Genomic DNA, 21,589 nt, shown 5'->3' with positions numbered 1-21,589 from the left:
AAAATTATGTGTCGCTGAACTTGAATCATTCCTCAATTGCTATCGTGATTTTTCTTAACTTATTCAGCAAGCCCTAATTATGAAATGGAACCGAAAAATAAAAAATAAAGGTAACTTGGTTAATGCAGTTTAGATGTCGAACAGCTTAGTAACGCGCTCAAAGCGATGCGAACCAGAATTACCCTAGCAAATCACCTGAGTGTAGAAGAGTTAGAACAGTGTTACCGTCAAGCAAAAGTTGGGATCGAAAGTCGCCAGTTCCACGTCCTCTGGTTACTAGCACAAGGGAAAAAAACTGAGGAGGTCAGCTCAATTACGGGCTATAGTCGGAACTGGATATACTGTGTAGTCAGGCGTTACAACTCTTCAGGAATAGCAGGGGTAGGAGATGGGCGAAGAGGTAACTATGGAACTAACAGCATATTGGATGATCTTGAACTTGCCGAACTATGGCAAGCCTTGCAAGGGGAGGCTCCTGATGGAGGGTTGTGGAATGGCAGAAAAGTAGCAGATTGTTTGAGTAAGTGGAAAGGGGAACCTGTACATCGACAACGAGGGTGGGAAATTTTAAAGCAAATGACGTTCCGATTGCGGGTACCTCGCCCAGCACACACTAAAGCTGATCCACAAGAGCAAGATGCCTGGAAAAAAAACTAGCTAGCGAGGTTGAACAAATACAGGCGGACTATCCAGATGCGACTATCGAGCTCTGGTGTGAAGATGAACATCGAGTTGGACTAAAGCCAATTCTCAAACGAGTCTATGTACCTGAAGGGGAAAACCCAATTGCACAGGTAAATTGGCGGTTTAAATGGCTGTGGTTATACGCCTTCGTTCATCCGCAATCAGGTGAAACATACTGGTGGATTGTACCTTACGTGAATATTGACGTATTTACTACAGTATTGGCAGACTTTGCCAAAGAATTTGGAATTGGTAGAGAGAAACGAGTGTTATTGGTGCTTGATCGCGCTCTCCTGGCATATGAGTCAGAAATTAGTTATTCCAGAAGGGATTCATTTGTTGCCCTTACCGTCACATTCTCCTGAACTTCAACCAGCAGAAAGGTTATGGACGCTAACAGATCAACCTCTAGCTAATCGCACATTTTCTAATCTTGATGAACCGGTACGTTGCCTCATTTATCGATACGGTTCAAGCTTTTGCAGCACGAATTCGAGGGTAAGTAAGGCGTTGAGAACAAAGTCCATTATGTTCGAGACGTAACTCAAGGCGAGGATGCTTCTCGTATTCGCACCCCACAAAAGAGTGCAAATTTGGGCAATCGCCCGCCATTTTGCCCTCAATTTGTACCGAGATAACGGTTTTAATAACATGGCTCAAGCACAACGAAGTGCTGGCTTTAATCTTAACACACTCAAAATCTTGTTCAGAATGAAATAGCCCTGGCGTCGATGACCCTTCTTACTGACGTGGGTAGATTCACAGTTTGGGCAATTCATCCCTCTATTATGCAACGCCGTAGACGGAGTACATTTGGCGTTGGCTTCTATGGAGAGCAGTGGTTTGATTATCTCGAGCGACATTCTGAATCTGTACAAGAGTTAATGAAGTTAACTCATAATAAACGTCGTTGTTATCAACGGGGTATACGGGGTGCCAACCAGATGGAGTCTACTTCATAGGCCTCGTTGTCACCCTCGCAGCCAAATGAGAACCTATGGAGGAAGTGCGATCGCCAAGTCGAGTTTGAGGCTATTAAGTTGGAAAAAAAACATCTAAATCTAATGGCGATCCATCACCTCAACCATTGCCTTTACAGGGCCTCCGATTTCAGTGGCTACCTTAATGAAACTGGTCTCAATCCTAGGCCGAAGAATTGTTAAGGCAGTTGCTAGTAAGCCAAAACCGGATCTGGCTGCTCGCATAATTGACTTTCGGTGGCTTGATTAGCCCGCATTGAGGAGAGAATAACCTGTTGCATATGTTCTACGCGAGCTTTAAAAGTCTTCTCAAAAGTGTGCTGTTGAGCAAACTCCAGCGATTTGAACGACATCGATTTAATTGCTTCCCGGTTGTGGCTGAGTTCTGCAATTTTCTTCGCCATTTGTTTGGGTTGATTCATCGGCACTACCCATCCTGCGCCCGACATTTCTGCAATTCCCTGGAATGCTTCGTTAGCATACCCAACAATCGGCACGCCGCAAGACATAGTTTCTATGTAAGTACAGGAAGGATCGCCCTGCCGGTGACAGCAAACAAACAAATCAATATTTTGCTTGACAAACGGGAAAAACTCCGTCTTAAAGTCTGGAACCCCGAGCATTTTCACGCAATCACTAAGTTTATTGGTAGCTATCTGCTGGTGCATCATCTCTTCTAATTCACCAGCACCACTGATGAACATTTCAAATTTCACCTTCAGTTGTTGGAGTTCTTTAGCGACCTCAATTAAATGATCTGCTCCTTTCATCTTAATTAGGCGACCTGAGAATACCAGTCGCAGAGGCATATCTTGAGAGCGGTTTTCAGTCCGCATTTCAATGTCAGCTTGTGTTGCTAACATATCCTCGCTAATCCGCGTGTCAAAGAAAAACAGTGGATTGCCATTGACACGCTTGTACTCTTCGTAGGTAGGAGTGCCGTTGCACTGCAATCCATCTGCCATTGCGATCGCCTTGCGCTGCTTATTTTCCTGACTGTAAGTCCAAAGAATTCTTCGTAAGCGGAGCAAGGGATTGCTCGTACTCACATTCACTATCTGTTTGCGAGTTTTTAGACTGTATTCCGAAACGTAAATACACGGTACTCCCGCTAACTTACACACTTTACTGATATGGTTCTGTCTGTGTTCCGGGGCTGCCAATACCAGCGAGCTCTGATGCTGGTGTAGTAAAGCAGGGGTGATTTGGCTAAAAGAAATTACTTCCAGTTTGAATGCCAATTCATCAAGTTTTAATTTTTTTGAATCTATCTGGTCGTTGTCTTCTTTCGTTTCTTCCATCATCACCGTAATGGAACCCGACCAATACTTGGCTAACTCACCAACTGCTTCAATCAATTTGCGGGTGAGTAAAACTTCACCGTTGGGCAAAAGCTTAGCTTTGAGTGGCTGTAAGATTGTCAGATTGTGGTTAGTAAGCATAGGTTAGGTACTCCCTGATTTTAAGGTTTGACTGTTGATGCGGTAGTGAATCTTTGCTCTATTTGGCAAGGGCTGTTGATCGATATAACCGACATCGACCGAATTTAAATTTCCCCGCCTGATACGAGAAGCATTTCAGACTCTGTTGCGGAGATATCTCATACTTAAGATGGAACCCGCAACTGGATTAGACCTTTATTATTTAAGGTGAGGTCTGTTTCATATCTCGCAATCATCTGCGATCTACGTATAAGTGTCAATAACCTTTTCCGAGCTTTACTCAATCTTTATAATTGAGCGGTCAATTATAAAGAAGAGCGCAATTTTAGGGTGAGTTTGGTTAAAACAAGGGCTGTTATAAGTATTTATACTTAAGTAATATCCTTTAACTGCTTCTAGCTAGCAAGAATGAGCGCGAGTTGCGAATACGGCGAGACCAATGCTTTAAGTAAGTCGGCGCGAAAAAACGCTCCTATGTAAACGAGGGCCAAGTCTCCAAGTTATCTCTACTGGCTGACTTAAACCTGTTTACATAGTGTTACATTATGCGGTTTAATCCGGCGTCCCTACTTAAACCATAGAGTTATAACAAATTTATTAAAACTTTACATAAATACATATTGTGTAACATACACATTATATTTCTTTACAATTAACCAGGCAAAGGAGAAGGAATAAAAAAAAAGAAATTTTACTCCTTCTGTCTTCGCTAATGCGAAGCCTTGATGCTGAACTTTTCTTTAATAAACCGGATATAAAGGTGCTTGAAAGCCGACTTCACCACGCGGGGCATACCAAAGTCGATCGGCATCATGCTTTCCGGCAACTTCCAATCCAAAACCTTGAGAGTTTCCGGCTGCAAAAGCGGAAAATCAAGATCCTCTAAATTCGAGCAAAGTCCTAATCTCATCGCCGCAGCTACAGTGGGAACCGCCGCCGGATCGGCATTAATGATTTCAACTAAAGTTCTGTCCAAAGCAAACACATCATCAGACGCGCCCAAAATTCCCAAAAACTTAGGTTCGCCACCGCTTGGCCCGTTACCTTCGTGACCGATAATGCCATCCAAAATCGTCAAATTTGGGTTAATTGCCCGGGCAGTTTCTACCAGCATTTCACCGAATCTGGCGCTATCTTTGCCAGCTTCCATGTGCCACCAAGCTTTCATTTTCCCGGGGACGCAGCCGAACAAATTTTTCACGCCCATTGTCACCGTTAATTGAACGTGAGATTTGAGTTTTGGCAAATTAATCACTACATCCGCTTCCATTGCTTCTTTGCAAATTCGCAGATGATTGAAATCTTCGCTGACAGTTTCGTAGCGTTTTCCTTGAAACTCAACTACTGGCAAATTCAGTTCTTCCAACAGCGGCAAATAACCGTTGGCTTTGGCTACACCCATTGCGCTGCCAAAAGCCGGACTATCGCCTAAAAAGGGTTTTCCTCCCGCTTCAATCACCATTTTAGCGACGCAGTAAACCAATTCAGGGCGGGTGACGCATTCTTTTGTAGGGCGAGAACCGGTGAGGAGATTGGGTTTGAGTAAAACCCGATCACCCGATTTGACAAAAGCCGAGATTCCGCCCAAGGGTGCGAGCAAACTTTCTAAAGATGCTTGCAAGATTGGGCGATCGTATGAATTGGCACGAATTAAACTAACAGCCGACATAATTGGTAATTGGTAATTGGTAATTGATAATTGGTAATTAGTAATTGGTAGTGGGTAATTTTACCTCGCTATTAATTGTCAGCGATTATCCTTACCCATTACCCATTACCGCTAACTAGCAACTCGGTTTAAGTATCCATCGGCAATCTGCCCGCTGCCGCCCGCTGCATGGTACTAACTCGCAGCGAGTTAGAGAATACTCCTTGACCTTGAAGTGCCGGGATAGCAGGTTTTACTTCTACTTTTACTACCCGGGCCGTACAGATAAAAACCGTTTGATCTGCTAAATGGAAAGTCAACCAAGGTTGATTTAACAAATTCAGCACTTCCTCTTGGAATTCTTGTGCAGGCATCGGAAGAGTAAAGGTTTCTGCGTGACCTTCCACATAATGAAATGTCACGTGAGTTGTGTTCTCTTTATCTTGAGTTAATTTGCCAAAAGAACCTGCGCGCATAAATGTTGCTCCCAAACTTTAGACTATAAAAAAAATTCAGAATTAAATGTAAAAAAATTGAATTCTGAATTCTTTAACTTTAACCTGTGACAGCACTTAGGCAGAACTCAGAAGGCAGAAGGCAGAATTAAATCGAGTTCAGCCTTCTAGTTTCTAGCTGATACCTGCGAGATCCTAAACGTTAGCAGAAGATGCCGGCATCGCACTCATTTTCTCTAAATCTAGAACTTTTGCCAAGTCTTCTGCACTCATTAAACCCCGTTCTAGCACAATTTGCCGCAAAGATTTGCCTGTTTCTAGAGATTCTTTGGCGACGGCGGCGGCGTTGAGATAGCCGATGTGAGTGTTGAGGGCGGTAACGAGGGCGAGACTGCCTTCTGCGTAAGCGAGACACCGATCGCCCTTAGCTTCAATTTTGTCGAGGCATTGTGTAGTCAACGCGCTGATGGTATTGCCCAAAATTTCGATGCTGTGAATGAGATTGTAGGCGATCAGGGGCATCATCACGTTCAACTCTAATTGTCCTGCTTGGGCGGCAAGGGCGATCGCGCTATCGTAACCCATAACTTGAAAACAAACCATCGATGTCATTTCTGCCATCACAGGGTTGTATTTTCCCGGCATAATTGACGAACCAGGTTGCACAGGAGGGAGTTGAATTTCTTTCAAACCTGTTTTCGGCCCGGAGTCCATCAAACGCAAGTCATGGGAGATTTTAACGCAATCCTGAGCGAGATTTCGCAGTGCGCCGGACACATTTACAAACGGTGCCATACTCTGCATAGCAGCCATTAAATGCTTTGCTGGTTTCAGGGGGTGGTCGATTAATTCTGAGAGAATTTCAGCAACTTTTTGACAGTATTCAGGGTGAGTATTTAAGCCTGTTCCTGCCGCACTTCCACCCAATCCCAGGGATGTCAAATCATCGGATGCCCTGTCAATTCTCAAGGTATGTTCTCTGAGAATTTGCGCCCAAGCGCCGAAGGTGTCGCCGAGTCGAACCGGCACAGCATCTTGCATATGAGTGCGGCCGGATTTAACAATATCTTTGAATTCTTCTGCTTTGTTTTCTAGGGCGACTACGGCATCCGACAAAGCCGGAAAAAGAGTTTTTTCTAACGCCAACAATCCGCCGATCCGAATCGCTGTCGGAATCACATCATTTGTCGATTGACCGTAGTTTACATGATCGTTAGGACTAACGCGCTTGTAGTTGCCTTTTTCATCGCCCATAATTTCCAAAGCGCGATTTGAAAGAACTTCATTAACGTTCATGTGGTGAGAAGTTCCGGCGCCGGCTTGGTAGACATCAACTACAAATTGATCGCGCAATTTGCCAGCTAGGATTTCATCTGCTGCTTGGACAATTGCTTGACTGATGTCTTGGGGAATGCAGCCGAGTTCGCCATTGGCGATCGCCGTTGCTTTTTTAATTAAAACACAAGCATCAACGTATGTTGATAAAGGCTTAATGCCGCTGATCGGGAAATTTTCGATAGCCCTTAGAGTTTGGATGCCGTAGTAGACATTAGATGGGATTTTTTTGTCTCCCATCGAGTCGCTTTCGGTGCGATAGGTTGCGGTTGGCTTTTGAGTCATATCGTCTCGTTTGTGATAATTAGGAATTGTGCAAACAGAACTTACGCACAGTTGGTCAGAAACCGGGTTTCTTGTGGGGGAATCTGTTTGAAAGCGTAGTTTTTTGTCAAGAAACCCGGTTTCTGAAGGTTTTTGTGCGTCCTGGACTGGCAATTTTTTTGGTAACACGGCTGACGGGCGATCTTACTTTTGGGCGCGCGCCGGCAGCTTTACAGTAATGCGTAAGTCCCGATCGTACAAAATTATCCCACATCTTAGGCTTCAATCTAAAATCTCAAAGCTGAAATCGATTGACAGTTTGCAAAAGCTAAAATTAGTCTATCGGTAAGAGCGATCGCACGCACACAAGGCGAGTCAGCTATAATCATACAATTAAATCCATTTCACTCATAGTGTTAAACTCCCATGAACAAACCAGCCAAAACTTTCAAACACCCGCTAAATATTTTGATAATCGGCTTAAGTGCCTCTGCGATTTTTCCGGCTTCAGTAAAGGCTATATCCAGCATTGTTCCCACCGCAGCCATCCCGGAAAAACAGGCGATTTTAATGGCTCACTGAACAGGGCTACAGTTATACTATTGAGGTTCAAGGTGATGGTTAGTCAGCGAGCGATAAATTCTTGGTAAAACTGCTCATGCAAACCTAAGAAATTCTCCATCCCCTCCTTTGTCAGATACCCGATCTTCTTACCAGTGTGCGGGTTTTCTACGTAGCTATAAATTACTTTTGAAACCTTAGGATTCTCGCTCCACCTAATGTTGAACGCTGCATAGTTTGGGAAAAAGGTCATTTCTGCATAAGCATCAATGTGGTCATGTATCCACCATGCCAATGCTGTCCAATCTTGAGTGCGTTCGTAGTAAGGGATGAATGATGTAACAATAATACATACTGTTGCTCCCATATACCCCTCTGAATCTTTTACGTCCCAGATATGTTCTGCATAGTTGGCCTCATTACTGGCACAGTTGTACTGATTTTTATTCTCTGCTCCTTTGGCGTTCACCGCACAAGAACGATAGGCTGAGCGGATACTAATCCGACCAAGCGCATCTTGAATTGGTTCAAGCACCCTCTCACACAAATTCTTTCCTGCTGCGATCGCCAAGTCAGGATCGCTAGGAATGTTAGGGATACCTTCAATTTGAGAGATTTCTGAATAAAGAAACTCACGCATGAAAAAACTCTTAGAGAGTTGAACCCGTCCTAGCTCTTCCAAAGCTTTAACAGTTTGTGGCTTTCTCATAGATTGAACTACAGCAATTAGAGGTGAATAGCTTAATGTTAAACACTGGCAGATAATTTAGAAGCATTGTTGCAGCCCAAAGCGAAGCCAGCTAACTGATAATTGTACCGCATTTGCGGTACATTACAGGATAAAGTCTAAAAATATTGTTATGCAGTATGTCCGTAAAAAACCTGGTTTCTGCGTCCAGGAGTATCAATGATGAAATTAAATCTAAAAAGCAAGAAGTGCAGAATATCGGGCAACCATCCGAATTATACCTCCCAACATCCTGCTACACTATTAATAACCGCATCCTCACCCACATTTATGCTTCCAACAATCATCGCCGCTATCGCTCCCTACATATCGGGAGTGCTCTCACCCATCGCCCGAAATATCGGCCAGAAACTAGGAGAAGCCTTCGGCCATAACTCTCAAAATTACCGAGATATCATGATTCCCTATCTTAATAATTCATCTGATTCGACAGAAATAGAGCAAGCAAAACAGCGTTATTCCGAGGAAATGCTGGAATACGCGAAGGCGAAAGATACCAGAGACCGGGAATTGTTAAAGCTAACAGTAGCACAAACGGCACGTCGCATTGAGTTGCAGGAACAGGAACAGCAGGATAGAGTGAAGCTGGCAGCCTTGCAACGGGATTTGATGCGAGAATTGCAAGCAAAGGATATTCAGGTCAAGCTGGCTGAAATTCAAACAATTTGGGATAAAGATACTTGGTTTTCTAAGTTGAATCGAGAGGAAACTAAGCAGATTTTACTTCAGCAGCAACACCGCCTCTTAATCTTACTGTCACCGCCAAAAATTAGCAAGCGATGCCCGGAAACCTTCTGTGAAGATTGGCCCATTGAGATGAGAAGTGTGGGAGATTTTCTCAGACAGCATTATCCTCAACAGGATGTCTTACGCCCCGTTAAGTTTTATAGCGACTATTTCACTGAGTCGATTGGTGATATTGATGTGGAACGCTTGCAGCGAATTTTATCTCCGGTTCCGACTACAATTTTATATAGCGATATCAGTGATTATGCCGTAACTTTTCGCGTCGGCTTTTGGGGATTCCTGAATAATCAGGAAGTCTCCCTGTTTTCTACCAAAGTTTTTGACTGGGAAGAGGCAAAAAATGCACTTTTAGCATCTGGGGTAAGTGAGAAAAAAGCCCTCCGCATGATTCGGCAGTTAATTGTAGCGATTCACAAGTTACTGGCGGGATTTTTAGCCGATTTGTATTATCTCAATATTGACCCCGGCTATGAACCTCTGTTGTTTAATTTAAGGGATGAATTGACTGAAGATGGCTTGGCTGAAGAATGGGTGAAACCTTATTTTGATATTCTTCAGGATATTCAGCGGCGACAGGGAGAACAGTATGAACAGGAGTTGAAAAAGCTGATTGAGCAAATAGAGGCTGAAGGTCAATCTCAAGCATCTGCCAAAGCTGAAGCAAAACGCAAACAACAAATACAAGAAGCGTCTGCCAAAGCTAAAGCCCAAAGCAAACAACAAATAGAAGAAAAAATAATTAGAAAAGCTCACTCCTTCAAATGTATAAAAACTCTTGATGGCGTAGGTAGGTCATCTGTTGATTGCGTAGTTATTAGTCCAGATGGCAAGACTTTTGCTAGTAACAGCAGTAGAAATTGCAGCAAACTTTTAAATCTCCATACAGGAGAGCTGATTCGTAATTTTTCCGGGCATTCAGGTGCGGTTTATTGCGTTGCCATTAACCCTAATGGAACAATTTTAGCTACTGGCAGTTATGACAAACAAATTAAGCTTTGCAATCTGGAAACTGGACAAGAATTTAGAACCATAAAGGGTCACTCATCTTTAATTCGGTCTCTTGCTTTTAGTCCAGACGGAGAAACTCTTGCTAGTGGCAGTCAAGACAATACTATCAAACTGTGGAATCTGAAAAACGGGCAAGAAATTCGCACTCTCATAGGGCATTCAGAGTCGGTTTTGTCTGTCGCTATCAGCCCGGATGGACAAATTCTTGCTAATGGTAGTGGAGACAACACTATTAAACTATGGAATCTGAAAACCGGACAGGAAATTCGCACTCTTATAGGGCATTCACAGTCGGTTTGGTCTATCGCTATCAGCCCGGATGGACAAATTCTTGCTAGTGGTAGTGGAGACAACACTATTAAACTATGGAATCTGAAAACCGGACAGGAAATTCGCACTCTCACTGGGCATTCACAGCCGGTTTTTTCTGTTGTCATCAGCCCGGATGGACAAATTCTTGCTAGTGGTAGTCGAGACAACACTATCAAACTGTGGAATCTAAAAAATGGACACACAATTTTCACTCTCACAGGGCATTCAGCCAATGTTAATTCGGTCTGTTTTAGCCCAGATGGAAACACTCTGGTTAGTGGCAGTAATGATGGGAGTATCAAGATTTGGCGGTGTCATAAGTGAACTAACAGGGAAAGATGAAAATTATGGAGCGATTGGCAAACATGGAACTACAAAACTTGACTGTGTGAGAAATAAACCGATAAACGCTTAGGGAAGGTAATTCAAATGTCACAAACAATTAATTTTGAGCAAGCCGTGTTAGAGAATCTGCGACAGTTGCCAAGGGAAAAACAACAAGAAGTGCTCGACTTTGCACAATTCCTCGTGCAAAAAATGGAACAGAAAAAGCAGTTACCCAGGGAAAGTTCAGAGTCTAACAGTTCGTCAACAACCGAACCTAGTCTCAAGCTATCACAAGCGAGAAATTGCTAGCCTGCCAATAGCAGAACGCCATAAAATACTAGCACCATTTATACCTGCTACAGCCGAAGATTTTTTGACATATCCTGAATTAACCGAGTTTTCGGTACTCGATGGCGAAGACTGGGAGGATGACAGAATTCAAAAAGTCTCAAAACTATATTCATCCTCAAAAACTTCAGACCAAGCAAGTGAGGTTAATTGACATTTTTTACCCATTTCATCCTGGGCATCTTTCACCGCAACTTGAAAACATTTATCCCAGATAGACTCAATAAAATCACGATTTAAACTAGGCATTTCTTCTTGACTTTCTTCAATTTCTCGCCGCGCAGAACGAATACTAATAGCCCAGCTAGCAGTTCGTTTCTCAGGTTGAGATTTCCATTTAATAATATGAAGCATTAAACGAATTAACTGGCTTTTTAATGCTCGTTTTTCGGTTCTTCCCATTGCTTCAATTAAAGATTCTAAACCTGCCGTTGCTTCCATAGATTTTCCTTCTTTGAGAAGTGTCTGGACTGTGACAGCCGTTTGATAATGAGAACACACTGCTAACCAGTCCCAATCTTGTTTAGTCAGCATTGCCCTATCCTTGAAATTGCTTATATTCCTAAATTTATCATAGCGATCGCCCTCAACTCCCCCCTCCCATCCCCCAACAGCCCAACAATACTTAATAAAAACTTTATAAAACTTACCATTTCCGCATAGATTAGAGTTATCCTAGAAAATCCAGCAATCCTGCAAAGCGTCAACCTTCTCGTCACTTATCCAGTGGTTCGATGACTCAAACCCAAAGCAATAAAACCGCCACCCCAACTGCAATTTATTCCTTGACAATTGCTCCCGCCTGTGTATTGCGCGGTCGATCGGCGATCGCACAAGCCGGAGAGGCGATCGCCCGTTTCGGAAAGCGGCCGCTAATCGTCGGCGGCAGCAACTCCCTCGCCGCCGCCCAACCCTACCTGCAACCAATCCTCGAACAGCAGCAGTTAAAATCCGCCGAAACAGCATACGGCAAGGATTGCAGCGAAACCAGCCTCGAAACCCTCCGCGAAGCAGCCCAAACCCATCAAGCCGACTTCATCATCGGTGTCGGCGGCGGCAAAGCCTTAGACGCAGCCAAACTCGTCGCCCATCAGTGCAAAATCCCGATCGTCACCATACCCACATCAGCCGCCACCTGTGCCGCTTGGACAGCCCTTTCTAACATTTATTCAGAACAAGGTGCATTCCAATACGATGTCACATTAGCCAGATGTCCCGACTTATTAATACTCGACTACGGCTTAATTCAAACCGCACCGCAGCGGACATTGGTAGCAGGAATTGGAGATGCGATCGCCAAATGGTACGAAGCATCAGTCAGCAGCGGACACTCCGAACAAACCCTGATAATTTCCGCCGTTCAACAAGCTAGAATACTGCGCGATATATTATTCCAAAAATCAGCCGCCGCCCTCAAAGAACCCGGTAGCGAAACCTGGCAAGAAGTCACAGATGCGGCCGTATTGCTAGCAGGAGTAATCGGCGGAATTGGCGGCGCCCAATGTCGCACCGTCGCCGCCCACGCCGTCCACAACGGCCTAACTCATCTATTAGCAAGTCACGGCACATTGCACGGCGAAAAAGTCGCCTACGGCATTTTAGTACAACTGCGACTAGAAGAAATGCTGCAAAACAATCAACTCGCCGCTAGCGCCAGACAGCAACTGCTAAAATTCTACGCCGAGATTGGATTGCCCCAAACTTTAGACAACCTCGGACTCGGAGACATTACCCTCACAGAATTGCAGCGCGCCGCCGACATAGCCTGCAATCCGAATTCCGACATCCACCGACTGCCTTTTAAAGTTGTTCCCCAACAATTAATGGCAGCGATGGTTTCTACCACCGCACCTGTGGGAGAATTAAAGATTAAGAATTAAAACAGTTTGTAGTAAGGACTAAAGTCCTGAAAAGGCTGTGCTAGCAAGGACGAAAGTCCTTACTACAAACCAGGAAAACTGACAACTGACAAAAAATAAATGACCTTGGATTGGATTAGCCCTGCTGACAGGTTGCAAAAACTACCGCCCTACGTATTTGCCCGTCTCGACGAACTCAAAGCCCGCGCCCGCGAACAAGGACTCGATTTAATAGACTTAGGAATGGGAAACCCCGACGGTGCCACTCCTCAACCAGTAGTAGATGCCGCTGTCGCAGCCATCCAAAATTCTGCAAATCACGGCTATCCACCCTTTGAAGGAACTGCCAGTTTCCGCCGTACTATTACTAAATGGTACAGCCGCCGCTACAACGTTGAACTCGATCCAGAAAGCGAAGCATTGCCTTTGTTGGGTTCTAAAGAAGGTTTAGCACATTTTGCGATCGCCTATATCAATCCAGGGGACGTAATATTAGTACCAAGTCCCGCTTATCCCGTATTATTTCGCGGCCCAATAATCGCCGGTGCAAAAGTTCACAACATCATCCTCAAACCCGAAAATGACTGGGTAATTGACTTAGCCGACATTCCCGACAGCGTAGCCGAACAAGCCAAAATACTCTATTTCAATTATCCCAGTAATCCGACAGGAGCAACTGCACCCCGCGAATTTTACAAAGATATTGTGGCTTTCGCACACAAACATCAAATCTTGCTGGTTCACGACTTGTGTTATGCGGAATTAGCCTTTGACGGGTATCAACCGACAAGTTTATTAGAAATTCCCGGCGGGAAAGAAATCGGCGTCGAATTTCACACCATGTCCAAAACCTACAATATGGCCGGCTGGCGCGTCGGTTTTGTAGTAGGAAATAGCAAAATTATCCAAGGTTTGCGGACATTAAAAACTAACCTAGATTACGGTATATTTTCCGCTTTGCAAACAGCAGCAGAAACAGCACTGCAATTGCCGGATAGTTACTTGCACGAAGTGCAGAATCGTTACAGGACTCGCCGGGATTTCATGGTGGAAGGATTGGCAGAATTAGGGTGGAATATTCCTAAACCTCTGGCGGCCATGTATCTTTGGGTTCCCTGCACTCCGGGCATGAGTTCGACTGATTTTGCCCTGAATGTTTTGCAGCAAACGGGTGTTGTGGTGACTCCTGGCAATGCTTTTGGGCCGGGCGGCGAAGGATATGTGAGAATTAGTTTAATTGCAGATTGCGACCGACTGGGAGAAGCATTGCGGCGTTTGAAACAAGCAAACATTCGCTATCAATAGTCATTGGTTATTGGTAATTTGCGATCGGTCGCTCACTCTGCATCAACTCATTATTATGTTGAGGGTCACACCCATTATCCCCTAAACATAATAATGAGATTAACAAGCTCAGGCGCATATAAATTCTACAGTCAAGTTTGATGAAATTATTGTGGGGTGTCCCGCCCGCCCGAAAAATACAACGCAAGATGCGGGACAGCTTAGTGCGTAGGATGCCCCGGAGCAGAATAAACCTGTTAAAATCGAAATAATCAATCTCCGAGGCACTCTACAAGTTGATTTAAGAGTGACTCTTTATTTTGTGCCAAGGTTTAAAACATCGGTGGATGTACGAGGTGCGATGCCGTGTCTCCTTAGTTATACTTAACAAAGATCATTAAGAAAGCATTTTTGCCATGCCCCTAATTGAATCTAAGTTAAACAACACCCGCAACCTTTTACAACAATTAGGCAACTCAGTCTCTAGCTTAGTCAACTGCTCCCCTGATGTTTTTGCTGATGCGGGGATTAAATCTTGCCTAGATGATTTTTTAAATGTTTATCAAGAAGCCGTCCAACGCCTAGAAAATCCTAGTTTTCGGATTGCTACTCTGGGCACAACTTCCTCTGGAAAGTCAACGATTGTTAACGCGCTGATTGGTCGAAAAATCGCACCGATTGAAGCCGGAGAAATGAGTGGGGGTGTATTAACCATCAAACATTCTCAAGAACAGAGATTAATGATTGCAGAAACGGAAGATGCTGCTTGGGATACTGGTGAATGGACGGGATTAAGCGATGAGGATTTATACCAGCGAATTAGCACCGTGATGCACTCCTATCACGCGGCGCGGAAAAAGCGTGAGTATGTTGCGCCACAAATAACCGCTCATGTTCCTCTTTTACCTGCTTGTCATGCTTCTTTGCTAGATTTACCCACCGGAATCGGAGTTGAATTGATTGATTTACCGGGATTGAAATCTGTTCAAGACCGGGCTAACTTAGCAACTATCCAAAAGCAACTTAATAAAGCTTTTAGTTTAGTGGCTTTAGACTATATGCAGGTAGATGATGAGAACCGAAAACGCTTATTAGAAGAATTAAAGAAAGTTGTCGAAGATCTACAAGGTCGCACAGATTCGATGATTTTTATCTTAAATCGGGTTGATAACCGAGGAGCCGATGATTTACCCCTATCAGAGCGGATTGATAAGTTAAGAGAAGAAATTAAAGAGGTCTTATCGCTTCCAGAACTTCCTGATGTTCTGCCTTTTAATGCTCGTCTTTTATATTATGCTCAGTGTGCTTGGGGTTCAGGAGCTTTTAACGAACCGTCAGTGATCAGTCAGGAGATACGGTTAAAACTCCTTAAAGCTATGTTTCAAGACTGTGCAGGAGTTATTAAATTAAATACTAAGGAGAAGCGCGATTTAAAGAATTGGTTTCGCGATATTGAAGATCGGGTAGAAGACAATAAGACTATTGATGATGAAACCATGCGGCAAATTCTCCAATCTTCTTTAGAATGGAGTGGAGGTAGAGAACTTTGGGATCGTTTCCGTGTGCGGGTTCAAGAATCATTTGCTGAATTGGTAATACTTCCTGCATTGTTGGAAGTATTCGCCAATTACAATGCTTTAGCACAATCTCTGGAAATTATCATTAAAACGAGAAAAATTTACAATCCAGAACAGGTTAAGCAAGAACAGGTTAAGCAAGAAAGAGATAACCTTGCTAAAATTCGTCAAAATTTACATAAAAATATACAAACAATTGGCAAAGAATTTAATGGAGAAGTTAAGGAATTAATCGAAAAGCTTAAGGAAAACAACCCTACGACTAATGATCAACTTGTACAAGATGCGGTAAAAAAAGGGCGTAAGGGATTTGAGCCGATTTATGATGCTGTTCGAGAAGTAGAAGGAGATTTAATTAAAGTTTTAATTATTCCTGTTTTTGATGCTTTTAAAAATCATCAAGGAGCTTTTGAACTCAGAGATAAACTAGGGGAAGTAACATCCCCCCCATTAGCTGATGATATTTCTAAAGCCTATGATCATGTTAGTCGTAGACTCAGTACATTTTCTTCTGAGTCAGAAAACTTAGTTAAGCGTATACGGGCTGATGATGATAAGGGGAAAAAAGAACTTGAAGATGATGAACGCTATGTTCGCTTGCTATATCACACGATGAGAGAAGCTATGTCGGCAAGGGCAGAGTTTGTTCTACAATCAAAAGCAAAACAGTTTGAACAAGCTTTAGAATCATTAGTTGAGGAACAAGTTAAGAAACTAAAACTTTTTCTGACCGAGGGCATTTTTTACTCGATTAATCTTGAAAAAGCAGCCCTCAGTAATTTACGCAAAAAGCTAGCTCAACACTTACCAAATTTACCAGAAAATTTTTTTGAATTGCCAGATAATATCCAGCAAAACCGTTCAAAAAAAACAGAAGTAGTGCGACAAAAAACAGAAGACGAAACACCCACCAAAACAGAACAGGAGAAGTATGAAAAATCTTATAAGGAAGGGTCTTGCTTGAAAACAACAAAAACGAGAACAAAAACACGACCTGTAACTCGTACTTACCAAGAATCAGTAACTCGTGATATTACCCAAGATGTTGAATACATCGAACTTTTCCTTCCGTCTTCAGGCTTAATGGCAAAACAATGGTCAAGTGGAATTGAGAAAGGGAAAGGGAGTTTGTGGGATATTTTGCTTGAGTGGATTCTCCAACGGTTAGATTATGTTAGCGATATCTTTAAAGAATCCGTTGATGAGATTACCAATCTAGCTGAACGTGCTTTGCAGCAAGAATTAAGTATTATTGAGGGCAATTTTGAGCAAAAAAAACTGTTTTGGCGTGAGTTTGAAGATAAAAAATATCATGCAACAGCAGATTGTGAAAAGTTACAAAAAATTTTTCGTCAGTGAAGCAAGTTTTAAACCTAATGAAATTCAGGAGTTAAAAAATGGAATCTAGGGATATGGAGAGTTTATTAATAGTAGTAGTAGTATTAGTAGGAGGAACAGTAGTAGTAGGAGCAGTATTAGGAGTAGGAGTAGTAGTATTAGCAGTAGGAAGAGCAGTAGGAAGAGCAGCACTTGTTTTCAAGAAACAAAAAGGACAAAAATTACCAAAGCCAACTTCTAGAGAAGATTTTAATCATCAATCTACGCCAGTTGAAACTCCTCTAGATCAGGAAAATTCTCAAGAATCTTCAATTTTAGTTTTAGTCGTTTCTGCCTCGCACGCAGAGTTTCTTAAATCGCTCAAAGACAAAAAGCATATTGATGTTAGTGAGGGAGAACAACTTTACCAAATTACGAGATATTTAGGGCTAGGAACTGACACTCAACTTTCTGAAAACCGACCTGATATCGATAAGTATTCAGTGGGCCGAGCCGAATCAGAATATAACATTTACTTGGTTTATATTGAACTCAAGCAAGATGACGAAGGATTTAAGCCTAATGTCAATCAACTCGATAGATTCGATGCTTTTCGTAAGTTAGCTGATTTAGCAGTTGATGTTAAAGTGTCTGATAGATTGCAAATAGAAGCCTACGAAAACCTTGAAGTTTATAATCGCTAAACAGGAGAAAGTAAAATGCTGATTGAGGCCACTCTTTTAGTTAAAGATCCAGAAATTATCAAGGGTTTACTTGATGGTTCCATGAAACGCTATGGAAGCGTTATTAGATGGGCTGCGGGAACTTTCAAGGCTGGTCAAATTGTCCGCCATTTAGCCGAAACTCCCGGACTGACTAGCAAACTGATGACTGTTCCATTTGATCCCATTGTGGCAGGAATTGATGTTATTGGTCATGCGCTTAACTATCATAAATTAATAGGTGTTGATCATAAATTAATCGGTATCGATAGTAAATTAATCGGTATCGATAGTAAATTAATCGGTATCGATAGTAAATTAATCGGCTTTGAAAAAACCTTATCCTCAGTGATGGGGCTAAGTCAAATTGCTGCCGCCGCAAGTGTTTTAAACCTTGGTATCAGTATTGCTGGCTTTGCCTATATGGGATCTAAACTGAACCAAGTACAAAAAACTTTAGGTCACATTCACCAGTCAATGGAAGAAGGCTTTAACCGTGTTGAAGCTGGCTTAAATCGGATTGATAATCGCTTAGATATTATCTCTGAACAATTGGCATATCTGTATTTATTGGTAGAAGACAGCCACCAAAAGCAAAAAAGCCTCGCGAAAGCTATTTCCAATCTTCATCAAGCCATGCTATTTCAAGAAATAGCTGCTTTAAAAGCTGAACTTGACGAGCGCTCTCGTTTTCCTGATGAATCACCGAGATCAGCCATTAAAACAGCTTCTAGGGTGGGATTATTTCTCAGTAATCAAGCAATGCAAGCTACCCCAGAATTAGATGCTGAAATTATGCTTAATGCTGATGTTTCTATTCAAGGTTGGGCTGTAGCCTTAGCAACAGAAGCCAATCTTCTCTTAGAAATAGGGAAACATCAAGAAGCTAAAGAATTACTGGCGTTACAAATCCCCCAATTTAAACAAGTCGCGGAAAGATGGGGTAAGGCACTAATCAATGATGAAAACACTTATCTATCTACTGCTTATCGCTTTACTAATTCTCGGTTTAAAAACCATATTACCTCAGAACGAGTAGAACGAATTACGGAAATATCACCAAGCGATCGCACTTTATCTCCTGACCAAATCCGAGGCAAAAAAAATTATGTTGATGTAGAGTTTGAAATGTCCTATAGTTCTGCTAAATTTGATCGAGCATGGACACATCGCCAAATTGCTGTAGCTGAATATTTGGATGGGTTGAGTGAACTTTCAGCGAGATTAGAGGGTTTAGAATCGTTTGCAAATCTGTGCGAAAGTAAAGGTGTTAAAAGCAGCCGTGAAATTCTGCCTGGGCCAGACACTGAACCAGGCATATACATACTACCCAGCACATAGGGTAGGGTGTGTCATATCAAATCCGGTAGCCTCGGAATTAATATTACCCACAATCAGGACACGGCGCCGTGCCCATAAGTGTCAACTTAAGCTTTTTGTGCGCCAGTCCTCCCGCCCACCCGGCAGTCCGCCAGGGAATGAATTCCCTGTCTAATAGCTAAAGTCCTCTGAAAGAGGACTGAAAAACTCATTAGTCCTCTTTGAGAGGACTTTAGCTTTGAGGCAGGGGTTTCAACCCTTGCCGGACTATCGGTTTTACGTTAAGTTGACACTTATCGGCAGTGCCGTTTCCCTACAATTAATGGGCGTAGGTAAACGGCACTGTCGTGTCCTTCGTTTCTCTAATCTCTGAGTGTAACTATAACGTTTGAATTTGCTCAATCACCCAGTCAAAAGTTTGTATAACTTGCTTGAGGGCAGATTCATCTTGCAAAGTAAACAAAGCCAGACTCGGCGACCTTCTCTCCCCAGGTTCTGTAGGTAGCGACAGACCGATCGAACTCAGTTTACTTCTCAATTCCAGCCAATTGTGTTCCGCATTAAACGGCGGCTGGGAACCGTAATTATCAGCAGAAATCTCCATTCTGCCAGCAATATCTACAGTGAATAACTGATAAGGTTTTCTTCCCCTTTGAGGCAATTGGGCGGCGAAACCGCCGTAAGCGTCCCCCGTGCCCCAGTGGATTTGAACTTCGGGTTCTTGACTTTTTGCCCAAAGGTAAATTGCTCTTGCCATTTGCGCCTCATCCGCGCCCCGTCTAGCTTTGATTTCCGCAAAAAATGAAGATTCATCCCAGCGCCTTCTTTCGCGCGTTGCGCTGGATTTTTTCTGCTGTGCTTCCGCTGTCTGACCGATCACTCTGGGAACCAGCGTTTTCAAACCATCTTCACTTACATACTGCTTAATTTCCAGGGCCAAAACTTCAACCGGGTCCATTTGTTCGTTGAGAAATTCCACAACTCGGCGCATTTCAGCGGAAATCTCGTCAGCTACAAACACTAAGCGAACTTTACCCGCTTGCAAATTAGTTTTAACCTTTTGCCAAAATCTGTCTTCATTAGCATCTGCACCGAGAAACTCTTCAAAAATCTGTTCGGGATCGCGACCCCGATCGCGACAATTAGCTTCAAACAGAGAAATAATTGAATCGATCGGCCAGTAAAACAACGCATTAGCAGCATAGTCGATCGACTGACCCAAAACTTTTTGCCGCAGTTCGGCATTAGGAGTTCGCCGGACATCCACCAAAGTAGGAACTGCATTTTGGTCGAGAAACAAATGATCCAGCGACCACTGTACCGCCGTTTCCTCATCGCTGGCTACTGCTGCTTCCCGCGAAATTAACAGCCACCTGCGCGGTGTCGCCCGATCGATTTGGTCTCCCGCGATCAAATTGGGATAAGTTAGTAGCAAGTCTTGTAACTGGTCTTCCGAGTCGTAGGGCTGTTCCATCATTTCTACCAGCCTGTCGTCATCCTGAATCAGATAAATACCTCCAGCCATGCAAGCCCACCTACTTAATTTTAGATTTTAGATTTTAGATTTTAGATTTTAGATTTTAGATTTCAGGCTTAGTTATTAGTCTTCAGTCTTCAGTCCGCAGCCAATAACTTGTGAAGGCCCAAGGCATTGGTCAGAATTCAATAAAAATTTTGAGTTCAATAATTTTTATTGTTTGTGAATTCCACCAAAAAAACCTTCTGACTGATGACTGATGACTGATGACTAATTACTAATCACTAATACAACCAGTAAATACTCGCTGTGCCGGCCCGGTCATGTAAATCCGCCCAGAAACTTCTGCCCATTCGATTTCCAAAACGCCGCCAGGGAGCTCAACTGCAGTTGCCCGATCGCACTTCCCTACCAACACCCCAGCTACCACAGCAGCACAAGCACCAGTCCCACAAGCTAGAGTAACACCCGCGCCTCTTTCCCACACCCGCATTTTTACGTAGTCTGAACGTATCACTTGAATAAATTCCGTATTGGTACGCTGCGGGAAGGCTTGGTAGTGCTCGAATTGAGGCCCGACAGTTTCTAAAGCAACAGCCGAAACATCCTCTACAAACGTAATGCAGTGAGGATTGCCCATGCTGACGCAGGTAACAGACCAAGATTTATCAGCAACTTCGATCGGCACATCTATAACTTTGGCATCCGCTGCCGCCAAAGTTGTCGGAATTTCCGCAGCCAGCAGCCGGGGGACCCCCATATCCACCTTCACCTGACCGTCCGATCGCAATTCGGTGATAATAACGCCCGCACCTGTGTGAATCCGGTACTCAGTGTTAGATTCACTCCCCCCCTTAGCAAGGGGGGGTTGGGGGGGGTGAATTTCTTTCGATTCCAAATCGGCGATAAACTTAGCCAAACAGCGAATCCCGTTGCCGCACATTTCCGGTTCCGAACCGTCGGAGTTAAAAATCCGCATCGTATAGTCCGTGTCGTTTTGACCCGGAAGAGCAAATATCACACCGTCTGCGCCAATCCCGAAATGTCGATCGCACAAATCCACAGCTTGTTCTGGCGCGATCGCCGGTTCTGACGAGTGGCGGTTGTCAATCAGAATAAAATCATTTCCCAGTCCGTGATACTTCGCAAACTCGATCGGCATAAAAACAAACCT

At 43.4% G+C, this 21,589-nt stretch carries 16 protein-coding genes and 1 pseudogene; 9 read left to right on the top strand and 8 right to left on the bottom strand.

What is annotated here, in order from left to right:
• The first annotated feature begins 165 nt into the window (after positions 1–165).
• Positions 166–1,227 (top strand): annotated as a pseudogene (locus QUB14_RS21340) (IS630 family transposase).
• A gap of 628 nt (positions 1,228–1,855) precedes the next feature.
• Here QUB14_RS21340 and QUB14_RS21335 read toward each other — a convergent pair.
• The 4 genes from QUB14_RS21335 to QUB14_RS21320 form a co-directional block, all read right to left on the bottom strand.
• Entirely contained in the window at positions 1,856–3,106 is a 1,251-nt protein-coding gene (locus QUB14_RS21335) for a glycosyltransferase (RefSeq protein WP_190658687.1), read from the bottom strand.
• 709 nt (positions 3,107–3,815) lie between these two features.
• Positions 3,816–4,775 carry a DUF362 domain-containing protein gene (locus QUB14_RS21330; protein WP_333218875.1) on the bottom strand — a complete coding sequence of 320 codons (960 nt, stop codon included), beginning with the start codon at positions 4,773–4,775 and terminating at the stop codon, positions 3,816–3,818.
• A 128-nt stretch (positions 4,776–4,903) separates the two neighbouring features.
• Positions 4,904–5,230: a hypothetical protein gene (locus QUB14_RS21325; RefSeq protein ID WP_333218873.1), complete on the bottom strand. Its 327-nt coding sequence runs from the start codon at positions 5,228–5,230 to the stop codon at positions 4,904–4,906.
• Between the two features lie 174 nt (positions 5,231–5,404).
• Positions 5,405–6,829 carry an aspartate ammonia-lyase gene (locus QUB14_RS21320; protein ID WP_333218871.1) on the bottom strand — a complete coding sequence of 475 codons (1,425 nt, stop codon included), beginning with the start codon at positions 6,827–6,829 and terminating at the stop codon, positions 5,405–5,407.
• Between the two features lie 405 nt (positions 6,830–7,234).
• Here QUB14_RS21320 and QUB14_RS21315 point away from each other — a divergent pair, with 405 nt between their 5' ends.
• Positions 7,235–7,390 (top strand): hypothetical protein, encoded by a 156-nt coding sequence (locus tag QUB14_RS21315; protein WP_333218869.1) that lies wholly within the window; start codon positions 7,235–7,237, stop codon positions 7,388–7,390.
• A gap of 43 nt (positions 7,391–7,433) precedes the next feature.
• Here QUB14_RS21315 and QUB14_RS21310 read toward each other — a convergent pair whose 3' ends face one another.
• Positions 7,434–8,078, bottom strand: a complete 645-nt coding sequence (locus QUB14_RS21310) for a peptidase M15 (RefSeq protein WP_333218867.1) — start codon at positions 8,076–8,078, stop codon at positions 7,434–7,436.
• Between the two features lie 309 nt (positions 8,079–8,387).
• Between QUB14_RS21310 and QUB14_RS21305 the strand changes: the two genes are divergently transcribed.
• Together QUB14_RS21305 and QUB14_RS21300 are read left to right on the top strand one after the other, a co-directional pair.
• Entirely contained in the window at positions 8,388–10,508 is a 2,121-nt protein-coding gene (locus QUB14_RS21305; RefSeq protein WP_333218865.1) for a WD40 domain-containing protein, read from the top strand.
• Between the two features lie 105 nt (positions 10,509–10,613).
• Positions 10,614–10,820, top strand: a complete 207-nt coding sequence (locus QUB14_RS21300) for a DUF2281 domain-containing protein (protein ID WP_333218863.1) — start codon at positions 10,614–10,616, stop codon at positions 10,818–10,820.
• Between the two features lie 129 nt (positions 10,821–10,949).
• On the opposite strand, the gene QUB14_RS21295 is transcribed toward QUB14_RS21300, so the two are convergent.
• Complete coding sequence (locus tag QUB14_RS21295; protein ID WP_333218861.1) at positions 10,950–11,393, bottom strand: DUF29 domain-containing protein; 444 nt, start codon at positions 11,391–11,393, stop codon at positions 10,950–10,952.
• 200 nt (positions 11,394–11,593) lie between these two features.
• On the opposite strand from QUB14_RS21295, the gene QUB14_RS21290 reads away from it, so the two are divergent.
• From QUB14_RS21290 to QUB14_RS21270, 5 genes are all read left to right on the top strand, one after another.
• Positions 11,594–12,739 (top strand): iron-containing alcohol dehydrogenase family protein, encoded by a 1,146-nt coding sequence (locus QUB14_RS21290; protein WP_333218858.1) that lies wholly within the window; start codon positions 11,594–11,596, stop codon positions 12,737–12,739.
• A gap of 99 nt (positions 12,740–12,838) precedes the next feature.
• Complete coding sequence (locus QUB14_RS21285) at positions 12,839–14,023, top strand: aspartate aminotransferase (protein ID WP_333218856.1); 1,185 nt, start codon at positions 12,839–12,841, stop codon at positions 14,021–14,023.
• Positions 14,024–14,418: 395 nt separating this feature from the next.
• Positions 14,419–16,938 (top strand): dynamin family protein, encoded by a 2,520-nt coding sequence (locus QUB14_RS21280; RefSeq protein ID WP_333218854.1) that lies wholly within the window; start codon positions 14,419–14,421, stop codon positions 16,936–16,938.
• Between the two features lie 38 nt (positions 16,939–16,976).
• Positions 16,977–17,600, top strand: coding sequence for a hypothetical protein (locus QUB14_RS21275; protein ID WP_333218852.1), 624 nt, complete (start codon positions 16,977–16,979; stop codon positions 17,598–17,600).
• Between the two features lie 15 nt (positions 17,601–17,615).
• Complete coding sequence (locus QUB14_RS21270; protein ID WP_333218850.1) at positions 17,616–18,959, top strand: hypothetical protein; 1,344 nt, start codon at positions 17,616–17,618, stop codon at positions 18,957–18,959.
• A 358-nt stretch (positions 18,960–19,317) separates the two neighbouring features.
• Here the strand turns inward: QUB14_RS21270 and QUB14_RS21265 are convergent, their stop codons facing one another.
• Together QUB14_RS21265 and dapF are read right to left on the bottom strand one after the other, a co-directional pair.
• Positions 19,318–20,463, bottom strand: a complete 1,146-nt coding sequence (locus tag QUB14_RS21265; RefSeq protein ID WP_333218848.1) for a hypothetical protein — start codon at positions 20,461–20,463, stop codon at positions 19,318–19,320.
• Between the two features lie 229 nt (positions 20,464–20,692).
• Positions 20,693–21,577, bottom strand: a complete 885-nt coding sequence (gene dapF / locus QUB14_RS21260; protein WP_333218845.1) for a diaminopimelate epimerase — start codon at positions 21,575–21,577, stop codon at positions 20,693–20,695.
• Positions 21,578–21,589: the final 12 nt, after the last annotated feature.

The organism is Microcoleus sp. B3-D2 (assembly GCF_036705345.1).
GTDB lineage: Bacteria > Cyanobacteriota > Cyanobacteriia > Cyanobacteriales > Microcoleaceae > Microcoleus.
This window is presented reverse-complemented; position numbering and strand designations above follow the sequence as displayed.